The organism is Labilibaculum euxinicum, assembly GCF_009795715.1.
Classification (GTDB): Bacteria; Bacteroidota; Bacteroidia; order Bacteroidales; family Marinifilaceae; genus Labilibaculum; species Labilibaculum euxinus.
In genome coordinates, this window is sequence record NZ_WTCR01000005.1 from 335,689 (window position 1) to 350,434 (window position 14,746).

Annotated in this window: 12 protein-coding genes and 1 tRNA gene; 8 read left to right on the forward strand and 5 right to left on the reverse strand. The window is 35.8% G+C overall.

Translation table 11 applies throughout. The features are described from left to right. Window positions 1-13: 13 nt before the first annotated feature. Window positions 14-2,191, reverse strand: coding sequence for a DNA helicase RecQ (gene recQ / locus GQR60_RS08930; protein ID WP_124992583.1), 2,178 nt, complete (start codon window positions 2,189-2,191; stop codon window positions 14-16). Window positions 2,192-2,456: 265 nt separating this feature from the next. Between recQ and GQR60_RS08935 the strand changes: the two genes are divergently transcribed. From GQR60_RS08935 to clpX, 8 genes are all read left to right on the forward strand, one after another. Then, window positions 2,457-3,425, forward strand: a complete 969-nt coding sequence (locus GQR60_RS08935; RefSeq protein WP_124992584.1) for a KpsF/GutQ family sugar-phosphate isomerase — start codon at window positions 2,457-2,459, stop codon at window positions 3,423-3,425. 27 nt (window positions 3,426-3,452) lie between these two features. Next, on the forward strand, window positions 3,453-4,277 hold the full coding sequence (tatC, locus tag GQR60_RS08940) for a twin-arginine translocase subunit TatC (RefSeq protein WP_124992585.1): 825 nt from the start codon (window positions 3,453-3,455) through the stop codon (window positions 4,275-4,277). A gap of 80 nt (window positions 4,278-4,357) precedes the next feature. Further along, window positions 4,358-6,874, forward strand: a complete 2,517-nt coding sequence (locus GQR60_RS08945; RefSeq protein WP_160463447.1) for a DUF5686 and carboxypeptidase-like regulatory domain-containing protein — start codon at window positions 4,358-4,360, stop codon at window positions 6,872-6,874. Between the two features lie 107 nt (window positions 6,875-6,981). Beyond that, a complete protein-coding gene (gene lptB / locus GQR60_RS08950) occupies window positions 6,982-7,716 on the forward strand; it encodes an LPS export ABC transporter ATP-binding protein (RefSeq protein WP_124992587.1) in 735 nt (244 codons plus the stop codon). Between the two features lie 142 nt (window positions 7,717-7,858). Next, window positions 7,859-7,940 (forward strand) — tRNA-Leu (locus tag GQR60_RS08955). 107 nt (window positions 7,941-8,047) lie between these two features. Continuing rightward, window positions 8,048-9,397: a trigger factor gene (gene tig, locus GQR60_RS08960; protein ID WP_124992588.1), complete on the forward strand. Its 1,350-nt coding sequence runs from the start codon at window positions 8,048-8,050 to the stop codon at window positions 9,395-9,397. A 149-nt stretch (window positions 9,398-9,546) separates the two neighbouring features. After that, a complete protein-coding gene (gene clpP / locus GQR60_RS08965; protein ID WP_124992589.1) occupies window positions 9,547-10,221 on the forward strand; it encodes an ATP-dependent Clp endopeptidase proteolytic subunit ClpP in 675 nt (224 codons plus the stop codon). An 87-nt stretch (window positions 10,222-10,308) separates the two neighbouring features. After that, the gene (gene clpX / locus GQR60_RS08970) at window positions 10,309-11,523 is read left to right on the forward strand and encodes an ATP-dependent Clp protease ATP-binding subunit ClpX (RefSeq protein WP_124992590.1); all 1,215 of its coding nucleotides are present in this window, start codon (window positions 10,309-10,311) and stop codon (window positions 11,521-11,523) included. Window positions 11,524-11,555: 32 nt separating this feature from the next. Here the strand turns inward: clpX and GQR60_RS08975 are convergent, their stop codons facing one another. The 4 genes from GQR60_RS08975 to GQR60_RS08990 are packed head-to-tail and all read right to left on the reverse strand — an operon-like array spanning window position 11,556 to window position 14,704. Then, window positions 11,556-12,410 carry a hypothetical protein gene (locus GQR60_RS08975; RefSeq protein WP_124992591.1) on the reverse strand — a complete coding sequence of 285 codons (855 nt, stop codon included), beginning with the start codon at window positions 12,408-12,410 and terminating at the stop codon, window positions 11,556-11,558. Window positions 12,411-12,418: 8 nt separating this feature from the next. Continuing rightward, window positions 12,419-12,904 (reverse strand): dihydrofolate reductase, encoded by a 486-nt coding sequence (locus tag GQR60_RS08980; RefSeq protein ID WP_124992592.1) that lies wholly within the window; start codon window positions 12,902-12,904, stop codon window positions 12,419-12,421. A gap of 11 nt (window positions 12,905-12,915) precedes the next feature. Continuing rightward, entirely contained in the window at window positions 12,916-13,710 is a 795-nt protein-coding gene (locus GQR60_RS08985) for a thymidylate synthase (RefSeq protein WP_124992593.1), read from the reverse strand. Window positions 13,711-13,726: 16 nt separating this feature from the next. Continuing rightward, complete coding sequence (locus GQR60_RS08990; protein WP_124992594.1) at window positions 13,727-14,704, reverse strand: nucleoside recognition domain-containing protein; 978 nt, start codon at window positions 14,702-14,704, stop codon at window positions 13,727-13,729. Window positions 14,705-14,746 lie beyond the last annotated feature (42 nt).

Here is a 14,746-nt window from a genome sequence, read left to right on the forward strand (position 1 = left end):
TTACCTAAATAATTTACAATCCATTTTCGGAATGATACAATATCCGCATTAAGCGAATATCATCTTCCGAAAAATCTTCTTCTCCCAACTCTTCAAGAGCTGCTTCAATACTATCAGTCTCGGCTTCGTCAAAATACTCCAAGATTTCCTCCTGACGATCCTCATCAATCGTCTCATCCACATAATAATTCAGACTCAGTTTCGTTCCTGAATAAACAATAGCCTCCATCTCACTAAGCAGATCAGAAAATGCCATTCCTTTGGCTTCAGCAATATCTTCCAAATCCATTTTCCGGTCTACGCTCTGAATAATATAAACCTTAAATTTAGATTTGTCAACTACAGAGCGAACAACCATATCTTGCGGTCTTTCGATATCATTCTCCTCAACATGCTTGCCTATTAAACTAACAAACTCCTTTCCAAACCGTTTTGCCTTACCAGCCCCTACCCCTTGTATATGAGACAGTTCTTCAATGTTTACTGGATAATGAATGGCCATTTCTTCCAGAGAAGGATCCTGAAAAACCACATATGGAGGCACCTCTTTTTTCTTAGCAACCTGCCTTCTTAAATCTTTCAACATTGACAACAAAGCAGTATCGACAGTTGCCGTGCTGGCCGCTTTTGTTGCTTCCAAATCAACACCTTCAAAATCATGATCATCGGTAAGCATAAAAGGCACCGGATTTTTCAGGAATTTACGCCCTTCGGGTTTAAATTTAATCACCCCATACTGCTCAATATCCTTTTCAATTAAAGAATGAACCAACGCTCTTCGAAAAACCATATTCCAAAAATGCTGATCCCTATCCTTACCGCAACCAAACATCTCCAACTCATCATGCTTATATGATTTAATCGAAGAATTCATTTCCCCGGTAAGTATATTAACCAAATGATCGATTTTAAAGCGCTCCTTAACCAGCTTAACCAGTTTCAATGCTTTAATAACAAATTCTTCTCCCTGAAATTCTTTCTTAGGATGCAAACAATTATCACAATTGCCACAATTTGCATCAATATAATTCTCCCCAAAATAATGAAGTAAAATTGTTCGGCGACAAATAGCCGATTCTGCAAACGAAACTGTTTCCAACAAAAGCTGTCTGCCAATTTCCTGCTCTGCCACAGGTTTTCCCTGCATGAACTTCTCAAGCTTTTGAATATCCTTATAGCTGTAAAAAGTCAGGCATCGCCCTTCTCCGCCATCCCGACCAGCTCTTCCTGTTTCCTGATAATAGCCTTCTAAACTCTTTGGTATATCGTAATGAATTACAAACCGAACATCCGGCTTATCAATACCCATTCCAAAAGCAATTGTTGCAACCACAACATCCACATCCTCCATCAGAAATTTATCCTGATTCCCCGAACGTGTTGACGAATCCATTCCTGCATGATAAGGAACAGCTTTAATTCCATTAACCTGAAGTGTTTCGGCCAATTCCTCAACCTTTTTTCGGCTCAAACAATATATAATTCCTGATTTTCCTGTATTTGCCCTAATAAACTTAATGATCTCTTTGGTCGCATTTACTTTTGGAAGAACTTCATAATATAAATTAGGCCGGTTAAATGATGATTTAAAAACCAATGCATCCAACATTCCCAAATTCTTTTGAATATCATGTTGTACTTTAGGTGTTGCCGTTGCAGTAAGTGCAATTATCGGAGCCGAACCAATTTCATTAACTATTGAACGAATCTTCCTGTATTCAGGCCTGAAATCGTGCCCCCATTCAGAAATACAATGCGCTTCATCAACAGCGTAAAAAGAAATTTTCACCTGCTTAAGAAACTCAATATTACTTTCTTTTGTTAACGATTCCGGAGCTACATATAAAAGCTTGGTTCTGCCTTCCAGAACATCTTCTTTTACTTTTAAGGTAGCTGATTTGGAGAGAGAGGAATTCAAAAAATGAGCTACGCCATCATCTTCACCAAAATTTCTCATTGCATCAACCTGATTTTTCATCAGAGCGATTAATGGGGATATAACAATTGCTGTACCCTCCAACATTAGCGAAGGCAATTGATAACACAATGACTTTCCCCCACCTGTGGGCATCAACACAAATGTGTCGTTACCACTTAAGATATTTTGAATTACCGGTTCTTGATTTCCCTTAAAATTCTCGAATCCAAAATACTTCTTTAAATTAGTTGATAATTCAAAGTTCTTTCCCATGTTTCCTATTGATATGCTTTTTTCCCAAAAATATATGCGGTTGGCTAAATTAACATTTTACTTAGCAACCTAAAATTTTTAAATGGTAATTTTCACATCACCATTCATTCCCGTATTGCAAATTTCGATACTTTTGTATTTTAAATTTAGATAAACACTTGTACAATTCAAAACAAAAACTGCAATTAACAGATTTTAACTAATTATTAAAGTTTCATTTATCTGAGTTTAATTAGCTTTGTACATAAAATAAAAACAAGAAGATTTGAAGCCTACATACGATATTAAGCAAATTGCAATAAAAACAATTGCAGAAGAAGAAAAAACCGTTAGTCAACTAAAAGAGTATATTGACGAAGATTTTGTTAATACTGTTGAATTGATCTTAAAAAGTAAAGGTCGGGTTGTAATTACGGGAATTGGTAAAAGTGCCAACATTGCCAACAAAATTGTGGCAACCCTTAATTCAACAGGTACCCCAGCCTTATTCATGCATGCGGCCGACGCTATTCATGGGGATTTAGGAATGATCCTTCCTGATGATATTATTATTTGTATTTCGAAAAGTGGAAGCACACCGGAAATCAAAGTTTTAGTGCCACTCATCAAAAATATGGGAAATACATTAATTGCAATGGTTTCCGGATTGGATTCTTTTCTTGCAAAAGAATCGGACTATGTTTTAAAAGCCGTTGTCGAAAAAGAAGCCGATCCGAACAATTTAGCACCAACAAATTCGACTACTGCTCAACTTGTTATTGGAGATGCTTTAGCAGTTTCCTTATTGGAATGCAGACAATTCACCAGTCAGGATTTTGCAAAATATCACCCGGGAGGAGCTCTTGGGAAAAAATTATATTTACGGGTTAGTGATCTTTACAAAATTAATCTGGCTCCCAAAGTATCCGAAAAAGAAAATATTCGTCCGATTATCCTTGAAATTTCCTCAAAAAGAATGGGAGCTACTGCCGTTGTTGATAAAGAGAATAAACTTGTTGGAATAATCACTGACGGTGACCTTCGTAGAATGCTTGAACAAAATGAAGATGTAAGCAAATTAACTGCCCGCGATATCATGTCTCCAAAACCGAAGACTATTGATCCGCATTCACTTGCAATTAATGCTTTCCAACTAATGGAAGACAACAACATCACTCAGCTTGCAGTTGTCGAAAATGAAAAATATGTTGGAATGGTTCATCTGCATGACATCTTAAAAGAAGGAATTGTATAACTTGTCGCAATTTGTAAATCAACACGCATGTCGGATAAAGAAGCAACAAATGAAGAAAACCAGATGAGTTTTCTTGAACATCTGGAAGAACTAAGATGGCACTTAATGAGATCGGTTATTGCCGTTATGGTTTTTGCAATAGCTGCTTTTATCTTTTATGATTTCATATTTAATGTATTGATTCTTGCGCCAAAAAACCCGGAATTCTTTACAAACAGAATGTTTTTCAAACTATCCGAATACACAGGAGTTGAATCTCTGAAAATTAACATCCATCCGTTTCAGGTTATAAATATTAACATGGCCGGGCAATTTGCAACACACATAAGTGTTTCCTTAGTGATCGGCATAATTGCCAGTTTCCCATACATATTTTACGAATTCTGGAGCTTTTTAAAACCAGCTTTATACGACAATGAAAAGAAGCATGCAAGAGGATCTATTTTTTACACTTCATTTTTATTCGCTCTTGGAGTTCTTTTTGGCTACTACCTTATAACCCCGCTATCAGTCCATTTTCTAGGATCTTACAGTATAAGTAATCAGGTTCTGAATCAAATAAACCTAACATCCTACATCTCATCTATTACTTCAATTGTTTTGGCAAGTGGTGTGATATTTGAACTGCCCGTTCTTATTTTCTTTTTAAGTAAAATAGGTTTGGTATCCCCTGAGTTTTTAAAAAAATACAGAAAACACTCTGTGGTTTTAATTCTTATTCTTTCAGCAATCATCACTCCTCCGGATATCTTTAGTCAGATACTGGTTTGTTTACCATTGATGTTGCTTTACGAAATAGGTATTAAAATCTCGAAGCAGGTTCAAAAAAACCAACAAGCAAATTTGGGTTAAACAATTACACAGTTTATTTGTATTTTCACATGACTAAAGTCTGGGTTACTTTTTATCCGGACTATCACTATAGTATATTTATGAATCAGATTCTAAAAAAAGGATTTTTACTCTTTACTATTCTTGTTATTTCAGGCTTAATTTGCTCTAGTTTTGCACAAACTACAAAAATAAGAGGCCGAATAATTGATTCGGAAACTAAAGAACCGCTTCCGTTTGTAAATATTGCATTCAAGGGAACTACCATTGGTACAACTTCGGATTTTGATGGACAGTATTTTCTTGAAACAAGAACACCATCAGATTTATTGTACATCTCTTTTGTAGGTTATAAAGAACAGGTATTTGAAATTCAAAAAGCCAGCTTTCAAACTATCAATATCGAATTAAAATCAGAAACGTTCGACTTGGCAGAAATTGTTGTTACTCCCGGAGAGAATCCTGCACATGTACTTCTCCGCAAAATTATAGCAAAAAAAGAAGACAATAATCCTTCCCGGTTCGATTCATATCAATACGAATCCTACACCAAAATGGAAATGGATTTGAACAATATCAAAGATAGTTTTAAGAATAAAAAAATCATGCGACAATTCCAGTTTGTCTTTGATTACATTGACACCTCTGTAATAACCGGAAAACCATATTTACCTGTTTTTATTACCGAATCTCTTTCAGACTATCATTTTCAGAAAAAGCCAAGAGTGGAAAGAGAGATTATAAAAGCGTCGCAAATGTCTGGCATAAACGACAACGCAAGTCTGGCACAATTTACAGGACAGCTTCATCAAAATGTGAATATTTACGACAACTTTATTGATCTTTTCAATATGGGTTTTGTAAGTCCTATTGCAGATGGCGGTCTTCGCTATTACAAATACTACTTAACTGACAGCGCATTCAGGGAAGGCAGCTGGTGCTATCACATGTCATTTAAGCCTAAAAGAAAGCAGGAACCAACTTTTGTAGGAGATTTTTGGGTAGCCGACACCACCTTTGCCATACAAAACATGCAAATGCGTATCGCAAAAGATGTGAACCTTAACTGGGTTAAAGATTTGGTTAGCAATAATGAATTTCAGAAACTAAACGACAGTACCTGGTTCTTAAAAAAGCAAAATCTTTTTGTTGATTTTATGATAACAGAAAAAGATTCGACCAAACAAATGGGCTTTTTTGGAAGAAAATCAATTTCCTACAAAAACATTAAACTAAATGAACCAATAAAAGAGGAAATAATTAAGCTCGACAATAATGTTATTGTTGAAGAAACCGCCTTAAAACAACCCAAAGAGTATTGGGACAATGCCCGTCCGTATAAATTATCAGAAAGAGAATCGGGCATTTACGCTATGGTTGATTCGATTCAAAACGTACCCTTATACAAAAATATAATTGATATTATCCAAACATTTGTTACAGGCTATTACGTGAAAGGGAACTTTGAATACGGCCCGTATTATAAACTTTACAGCTTCAACGAAATTGAAGGAAACAGATTCATGTTTGGCGGGAGAACTTCGAACCAATTCAGCACCAAGATAATGTTTAACGGTCATTTAGCCTACGGTGATAAAGACAATAAATTCAAATATGGATTGGGATTTCTTTACATGATCAATAAGCTCCCAAGAGAAACTTTCGGAGTACAATACAAACATGATATTCAGCAATTAGGAAAAAGTCCAAATGCATTTACCGAAGGGAATATTCTATCCTCTATTTTGAAACGAAACCCAAACAATAAACTCACGATGGTTAATCAACTTGAAACTCATTACGAGAAAGAATGGTTTCAGGGATTTTCGAACACTTTAAAATTTCGCTATCGTGACATTACCCCAACCCAATATGTTCCATTTAATGCTCCTGATGCAAGCGGAGGAATACCTGTTCCTGGAATAACATCTTCGGAAATTGAGCTAAGAACCAGATTTACCAAAAATGAAAGAGTAATAATGGGTGAATTCGAAAGAGTTCATCTGGGTGGACCATTCCCAATATTTAATCTTTACCTTACTATGGGCATGAAAGATGTTTTGGGTGCCGATCACAATTATCAAAAAATTGATTTAAGCATTGAACACACCATAGAATTACCTCCCTTGGGAAATCTATACTATTTAGTTACTGCAGGGAAATTATTCGGAAAAGTTCCTTACCCACTCCTTCATCTGCACGAAGGAAACGAGACTTACGCTTTTGATCCGTATGCATTTAACATGATGAACTATTACGAATTCACAAGTGACCAATACGTTAGTTTATTTGTTGAACATCACTTTAACGGACTCATTTTAAACAGAATCCCATTATTCAGGAAATTAAAATGGAGAACTGTTGTATCGGGAAAAGGATTAATTGGCAGCTTAAGTGACAAGAACAATGGCTCATTAAACAATACTGAAGCTGAAATGATTTTCCCAAATGGACTTTCGGATGTAAGCAAACCTTACTTTGAAGCAAGTGTAGGAATTGAAAACATATTTAAGTTTATACGAATTGATGCTATGTGGCGGTTAAATCATTTGGAAGACAATCCATATCAGGATTTTGAAAATTTTGGTATCCGGGCGATGTTCCAATTTACTTTTTAATAATCAGAAGAAATTACTGACCGGCTTTGAACTTACATACAAAGTTTAATTCTCACAGATCTTTTCTATATTTGCACCATTCCGATCCTTAAATATATTGAACAACGATGATTTTAAGAGCTGAAAATTTAATAAAAAGATACAAGACCAGAACTGTAGTTAAAGGTGTTTCTGTTGAAGTTAAACAAGGTGAAATTGTTGGCTTACTTGGACCTAATGGTGCTGGAAAAACCACTTCATTTTACATGATTGTTGGGCTGATTCAGCCAAACGGTGGAAGAATCTTTTTAGACGACCGCGAAATTACAAATGAACCTGTTTATAAAAGAGCGCAATTAGGTGTTGGATATTTAGCTCAGGAAGCCTCTGTGTTTCGAAAGCTAAGTGTGGAGGACAATATCAGAGCTGTACTTGAAATGTCTGATTTCTCAAAAGAATACCAGAAAGAACGATTGGAAGAAATGCTGAACGAGTTTAGTCTGCAGAAAATCAGAAAAAGTCTTGGTATTCAACTATCGGGTGGCGAAAGAAGAAGAACCGAAATTGCAAGAGCTTTATCGATCAAACCAAAGTTTATTCTTTTAGATGAGCCGTTTGCAGGTGTCGACCCAATAGCGGTTGAAGATATCCAAGACATTGTCCGACATTTAAAAGATAAAAACATTGGAATTCTAATTACCGATCACAACGTACAGGAAACTCTTTCCATTACTGAAAGAGCCTATCTTCTATTCGAAGGTAATATCCTTAAATCAGGAACTGCTGAAGAACTTGCAGCAGATGAAGATGTAAGAAGAGTTTATTTAGGGAAGAACTTTGAGCTTCGAAGAGCTGCAAAATAGCTCATTTTCAAGAGAATTGAATTGATTCAGTATTCGATCAAAATTCAGACTTACTATATTACTCAAAAAAAACTTCATTTTTTTTTCTGGCAGGTATTGCAAATTATAAAAAACAGCTCTATATTTGCACCGCAATTAACCCGCGGATGTGGCGTAATTGGTAGCCGCGCTAGACTTAGGATCTAGTGCCGAGAGGCGTGGGGGTTCGAGTCCCTTCATCCGCACAATAAAAAGAATAACCTTAAACCGCCCGTACTTCCGATACTGATATGTATCGATCGTGAGGCGGTTTTTTTTCAATTAAAGAGGTTTTATCTATAATAGCTAAAAAATGAACATTACAAAAACCAATATTGATGATTTAAATGCTGTAATCAAATTACAGATTGTTCAAGAAGATTACGAAACCCGAGTAAACAATGTGTTGAAAGACTATCGTAAAAAAGCAAATATCAATGGTTTCCGTGCAGGTAAAGTACCTATGGGTGTGATTAAAAAAATGTACGGAACTCCTGTTTTAGCTGATGAAATTAACAAAATTCTTAGCGAGGAGCTAATGAAGTATATTCGTGAAAATGATTTAAATATCATGGGCGAACCTCTTCCAAATGAAACTGAACAAAAGGAAATCAATTGGGAAAAAGACACTGAATTCGAATTCTCTTTTGATATTGCTTTAACTCCTGAATATACACTTAACCTAAGCAAGAAAGATAAAATCGACTTCTTCAAAATTATTGTTGACGAGAAAATGATTCAGAGCGGTGTTGATATGCACTCCCGTCGTTTCGGATCAAACAATGCTGCTGAAGTTGTTGAAGAAAAAGAACTTTTGAAAGGTAACTACGCTCAGGTTGATGCTGACGGAAAACTAATTGAAGAAGGAATTGTTAGCGAAAATGTTGCCATGTCTTTAGAATACATGAAAGACGAAGACGCTAAAAAGAAATTCATTGGAGCTAAAAAAGATGATGTAGTAGTTTTCAATCCTGCTAAAGCTTTTGAAAACAAATCAGACATCGCTTCTATGCTAAACATTTCGAAAGAAGAAGCTGAAACATTAGACTCTGATTTCCAATTTACAATTACCGAAATCACCAAATTTGTTAATGCTGAATTGAATCAGGAATTATTCGATAAAGTATTTGGCGAAGGAACTGTATCTTCAGAGGAAGAATTCAAGAATAAAATTAAAGAAGATATCGAAAAACAATTGGTTAACGACAGTGACTACAAATTCCTGATCGATGCCAAAGCCAAATTGGTGAAAAAAGCAAAAATTGAACTTCCTGAAGTATTCTTGAAACGTTGGATTGTTTCTACAAACAAGGATATGACCGCAGAGCAGGTTGATACTGATTTTGCAAATTATGCTGACGAATTCAAATGGCAATTGATCAAAAACAGATTAATTCAAGAGAATGATCTGAAAGTTAGCCATGAAGAAGTTATGGAATTTGCTAAAAAACAAGCATTAATGCAATTTCAGCAATACGGAATGATGGATGTACCTGAAGAGTACTTAAACAACTACGCTCAGCAAATGATGCAAAATCAAGACGAGCAAAGAAAAATTTATGAGCGTAAAGCTGATGATAAAGTTGTTGAATACATCAAAGGAACCGTTAAACTGGACGAAAAAGAGATTTCTACTGAAGATTTCAACAAGCTGTTTGAATAAGTCGGTACACCTTAATAAGACATTAAACCACGCTTTCAAAAAGCGTGGTTTTCTTTTTGTCTTATAAAATACAGATTTTGTTAAGCCATTCTTTTCAAATGGGGAAAATTTAACTAATTTAGGTCTACGAAATATAAAATCACTTCGCTATGATACCAAAAGATGAATTCAATAAATTTGCTACAAAGCACATAGGCATAAGCAGCCTAAACTTAGATAGATACACTTCAATCCACAACAGCTACATCTCTCCCACTATTATTGAGGAAAGACAGCTAAATGTTGCGTCAATGGATGTGTTCTCCCGTCTTATGATGGATCGGATTATCTTCCTTGGTATTCCAATTGATGATTATGTAGCCAATATTATCATGGCACAATTGCTGTTTTTAGAATCAACAGAGCCTTCAAAGGATATCCAAATCTATTTCAACACTCCCGGAGGTTCAGTGCATGCGGGTTTAGGAATTTACGATACCATGCAGTACATCAAGTGTGATGTTGCAACTATCTGTACGGGAATGGCCGCTTCGATGGGTGCTGTTTTATTAACTGCAGGAACAAAAGGAAAACGGTCTGCTCTTAAACACTCAAGAGTAATGATTCACCAGCCAATGGGTGGTGCTCAGGGACAAGCTTCGGATATCGAAATTACTGCGCGCGAAATTTTAAAACTGAAAAAAGAACTTTATACTATTATTGCTGATCATTCTGGAAATACTTACGAAAAAGTTGAGAAAAACTCTGATCGTGATTATTGGATGACAGCCGCGGAAGCAAAGGAGTACGGGATGATTGACGAAGTGCTTATCCGTGAGCAATAAGCTAACTAAATAGAAATCAGAATAACAAAATGCAGAGTTAAGCATAAAATTCTTAACTTTGCATTTTTAGTATAACAAATAAGAAACATGGATAAATGCTCGTTTTGTGGGAGAGAAAAGAAGGATACAAATCTTCTAATTGCCGGAATCAGCGGTCATATTTGCGATAGCTGTATCGAACAGGCCTATGCTATTGTACAGGAAGAATTGAAGAATCGTACTGATATCAACCTAAAAGAGATTCAATTATTAAAACCAACAGAAATAAAGACATTTCTTGACCAGTATGTAATTGGACAAGATGATGCAAAAAAATATCTTGCGGTTGCGGTATATAATCATTACAAGAGATTACTGCAGGAAAGAGATGACGAAGATATTGAGATTGAAAAATCGAATATTATTCTTGTTGGAGAAACTGGAACAGGTAAAACCTTATTAGCCAGAACAATTGCCAAGATGCTTCATGTGCCGTTTACTATTGTTGATGCCACGGTACTAACCGAAGCTGGTTATGTTGGTGAGGATATTGAATCGATCTTAACAAGGCTTCTTCAGGCATCAGATTATGATGTTGCTGCTGCTGAAAAAGGAATTGTGTTTATTGATGAAATAGATAAAATTGCCAGAAAAAGCGACAATCCTTCCATTACCCGAGATGTGTCAGGTGAAGGTGTTCAGCAAGGATTACTCAAATTACTGGAAGGATCGGTTGTTAATGTTCCGCCTCAAGGAGGAAGAAAACATCCTGATCAAAAAATGATACCGGTAAATACCAAAAACGTTTTATTTATATGTGGTGGTGCATTTGATGGTATTCAAAGAAAAATTGCTCAACGATTAAATACTCAAATTGTTGGATTCAATGCCAACAAAGAAAAAGAACAGATTGATCAGGATAATTTATTGCAATATATTGCCCCACAGGATTTAAAATCTTTTGGTTTAATTCCTGAGATTATTGGCCGTTTACCTGTTCTTACCTACTTAGAACCTTTGGATAGAAGAGCATTGAGAAACATTCTGACAGAGCCTAAAAATGCAATTTTAAAACAATACACCAAGCTATTTAAAATTGACGATATCGAATTGACATTTGAAAACAATGCATTGGAATATATTGTAGATAAAGCATTGGAATTTAAACTTGGAGCCCGTGGATTAAGATCCATTTGCGAAGCCATCATGATTGATGCCATGTTTGAATTACCAACAAGCGGTCAGAAGAAAATTGATATTGACAGAAAGTACGCAAGTGAGAAACTTGAAAAAATAAACCTCAAGCGTTTAAAAGTCGCATAGAAAAAGCCGGATAATATCCGGCTTTTTTCTTTTTATAATGTTATTGATATATTTGCTCCGAATGCACTTACTGTGGCCTTAGCATCACAATCAGACTCAGACTCAGGATCTCCTCCTCCAAAATTTACTATACCATCACCAATATCGCTTAATGAGAAATCGGCCTTCCCGCCTATAATATTCTTACACGAATAAGCATAGATTAAGTCACTACTACTTTCCAAATTAAACAATGCTCCATCAGGAGTTTTCCCCGAAAGACTCGTTGTAAATTTAAAAATATCATCAGTATAATCAGTCAAACCTTCCTCACTCTTAAAAAAAGTGTAAACATTGTTTATACTTGCTACAGTAACTGTATAAACCGTTTCCCCGGTTCCACTAATTAAAAATTCAGCATTTTCCATTTTCATGGAAAAATCTTTTCCAGCGGTTTCTCCGGTTATCTGAAACTCAATTGCTCCGGTTATGGAATATCCATAAGATTTGAAATCCTTTAAACGAATATCAAAAGATTTCAGATCTTCATCTTTAGGATCTACAATTACTTTTCCTTTAAACGCAGCACCATTCGAAGAACATGTTACTGTTCCATAATCCAATACAATTGAATCAAGCACAAAAGTCTGTGAATTTCGATGAACTGAAGCCTTCAGGCATTTAGCTACATTTGTTGTGATCAAATCACCTGTGAATTCCAATTTATGCATCGCAATACCATTCACATCCATGGCTAAATCGTTAAACACATTTTCTATTTGCAGAGTAAGCTCGGCAGGAACAGAGAACACGTCAAGAATAATATCTTCAGGATCTGATCCTGTTGAACATGAATTCACCGATAAAAAGCAAAAAAATAATGCTAAACCTGAAATAAAACGCCTCATATATACTGTTATTTTCTAATGTAATCGATAAATGAATAAGGAACTTCGTTTTTTTCATCTGGAAAACAATCCTCTCTGTTAACTGATTTCCATTCTTTTAAATCCAAAACCGGAAAAAAAGTATCTCCTTCAAAATCCTTATGAACTTTTGTGTAATATATCTTATTAGCCTTAGCCAAAGCTTCTTGATAAATAGTTCCTCCGCCAATAATAAAAACTTCCTCCTGATCCGAAAATTTTTCCAAAGCCTCCTCTAACGAATTAACAACAACGCATCCTTCTGCCACATAATCCGCTTGACGGGTTATAATTACAGAAGTTCTGTTTGGCAATGGCTTACCTATTGATTCGAAAGTTTTTCTCCCCATAATAATGGTATGACCTGTGGTTAAAGCTTTAAACCTTTTTAAATCGGCAGACAGCTTCCAGATTAACTGATTATCTTTTCCGATTACCTGATTTCGGGAAACGGCAACAATAATTGATACATTCATAATGTTTAGTTTTAAATGGAAATTGCTCCTTTAATATGAGGATGTGGATCGTAGTTTTCCAAACTAAAATCCTCAAATTTAAAATCGAATATACTTTTAACCTCAGGATTTATTTTAAGTACCGGAAGTTCTTTCGGTTCTCTCGACAATTGCAACTTTACCTGATCCATATGATTCATGTAAATATGCGCATCGCCCAAGGTATGTATAAACTCACCTGGTTCCAAATTACACACCTGAGCCATCATCATTGTTAAAATAGCATAGGAAGCGATATTAAACGGAACACCCAAAAATATATCAGCACTGCGCTGGTACAACTGACAGGAAAGTTTGCCATTGGCTACATAAAACTGAAACAGTGCATGACAGGGAGGCAAAGCCATATTTTCAATATCTGCCGGATTCCATGCACTTACAATTAACCTTCTTGAATCAGGATTATTTTTAATATCATGCACCACTTGCGTGATCTGATCTATTGATTCTCCATTGCTTTTTGGCCACGATCTCCACTGGTATCCGTAAACATGTCCCAAATCGCCGTTTTCATCAGCCCACTCGTTCCAGATTCTAACACCATTATCCTGAAGATATTTGACATTGGTGTCTCCATCTAAAAACCAAAGCAATTCGTGAATTATTGATTTTAAGTGAAGCTTCTTAGTAGTTAAAAGAGGAAATCCTTTGGATAAATCGAAGCGCATTTGATGACCAAAAACACTTACGGTTCCCGTTCCGGTTCTGTCTTCTTTCTTATTCCCTTCTTCGAGAACTCTTTCTAATAAGTGAAGATATTGTTGCATAACTAATTGTCAAAATTTAATTTTTAAAGATAAAACTATTTAACGACTTCCTTATAAATAGTTCGAAACGATATAACCACACCACAATAATTCCTAAAAATAGACGAGGAATAATCAACCAACCCAAAGGCACACCAATAGCTGCAAATAATAGCGGATCTTCTAATTGTGAATGGGATACAGCGATGTGATGATTTAATAAATCAGCTTCTGATTTTGTCATTTGTCCCTTTTCAACTTGTTCTATCATGATGGCTGAACCATATGCCAAACCCAAAGTATTAGCAACTATCCATGAAAAGGATGTGGAATCGGGCAGTCCCATTATTGACTGAAAAGGAGCCAACATTCGCGACAGCCATTTAATAACACCAAAAACTTCCAGAATTCGCTGCAAGATCATCAACAAGGTAATCAGAATTATTACTTTTAAACTTAATACCAACGAAGACAAAAACCAAGCTGCAAACATTAAATTAAAAGTTTCCTGCTGTACAGAAACGCCAGCCTGAGCATGAAATGAATCTGCCGGCAAAGCCCAATTTAAAAATAACCCAAGCACAAAACTTCCTGTCAATCTTAGAATTATCATTCGAAACATCGACGATCCTGTTTTTTTTAGAACCGCTGTTTCAATTATAAAACCGTGTGCCACCAAACACATTGCTGCTAAAATTGTAACCACCCGACCCTCCAGCTCCAAACTGGTAATTACAGCAATCGCCGTATAAATATTCGTGAAAATACTGGTTAGTAAAACAAATGCCGATTCTCCCGGCAAGCCCATGTACTCGAATACAGGCTGCAAATAACCCGAAACCAAAGCCAATATTCCCGTGTAGTTGAGCAACAACACACCAAAGGAAACCGGAATCATGATACTCAAAAGCCACTTAGATGTAGAATAGGCTTTTGGAATAGATTCCCTGACAGCTGCAATGACTTTAGCTTTCGGCGACAGGGTTTTATCACGAACTGAACTTTCCTGAATCATTTATATTCAACTTGAGTGAAGTACAAAAATACTTTTTTCAAT

Bases quoted from the DNA above. Each gene is read 5' to 3' on its own strand.
- recQ (WP_124992583.1), bottom strand. From the start codon at position 2,191: ATGGGAAAGAACTTTGAATTATCAACTAATTTAAAGAAGTATTTTGGA.
- clpP (WP_124992589.1), top strand. From the start codon at position 9,547: ATGATACCAAAAGATGAATTCAATAAATTTGCTACAAAGCACATAGGC.
- GQR60_RS08945 (WP_160463447.1), top strand. From the start codon at position 4,358: ATGAATCAGATTCTAAAAAAAGGATTTTTACTCTTTACTATTCTTGTT.
- GQR60_RS08990 (WP_124992594.1), bottom strand. From the start codon at position 14,704: ATGATTCAGGAAAGTTCAGTTCGTGATAAAACCCTGTCGCCGAAAGCT.
- GQR60_RS08980 (WP_124992592.1), bottom strand. From the start codon at position 12,904: ATGAATGTATCAATTATTGTTGCCGTTTCCCGAAATCAGGTAATCGGA.
- GQR60_RS08985 (WP_124992593.1), bottom strand. From the start codon at position 13,710: ATGCAACAATATCTTCACTTATTAGAAAGAGTTCTCGAAGAAGGGAAT.
- GQR60_RS08975 (WP_124992591.1), bottom strand. From the start codon at position 12,410: ATGAGGCGTTTTATTTCAGGTTTAGCATTATTTTTTTGCTTTTTATCG.
- tig (WP_124992588.1), top strand. From the start codon at position 8,048: ATGAACATTACAAAAACCAATATTGATGATTTAAATGCTGTAATCAAA.
- lptB (WP_124992587.1), top strand. From the start codon at position 6,982: ATGATTTTAAGAGCTGAAAATTTAATAAAAAGATACAAGACCAGAACT.
- clpX (WP_124992590.1), top strand. From the start codon at position 10,309: ATGGATAAATGCTCGTTTTGTGGGAGAGAAAAGAAGGATACAAATCTT.
- tatC (WP_124992585.1), top strand. From the start codon at position 3,453: ATGTCGGATAAAGAAGCAACAAATGAAGAAAACCAGATGAGTTTTCTT.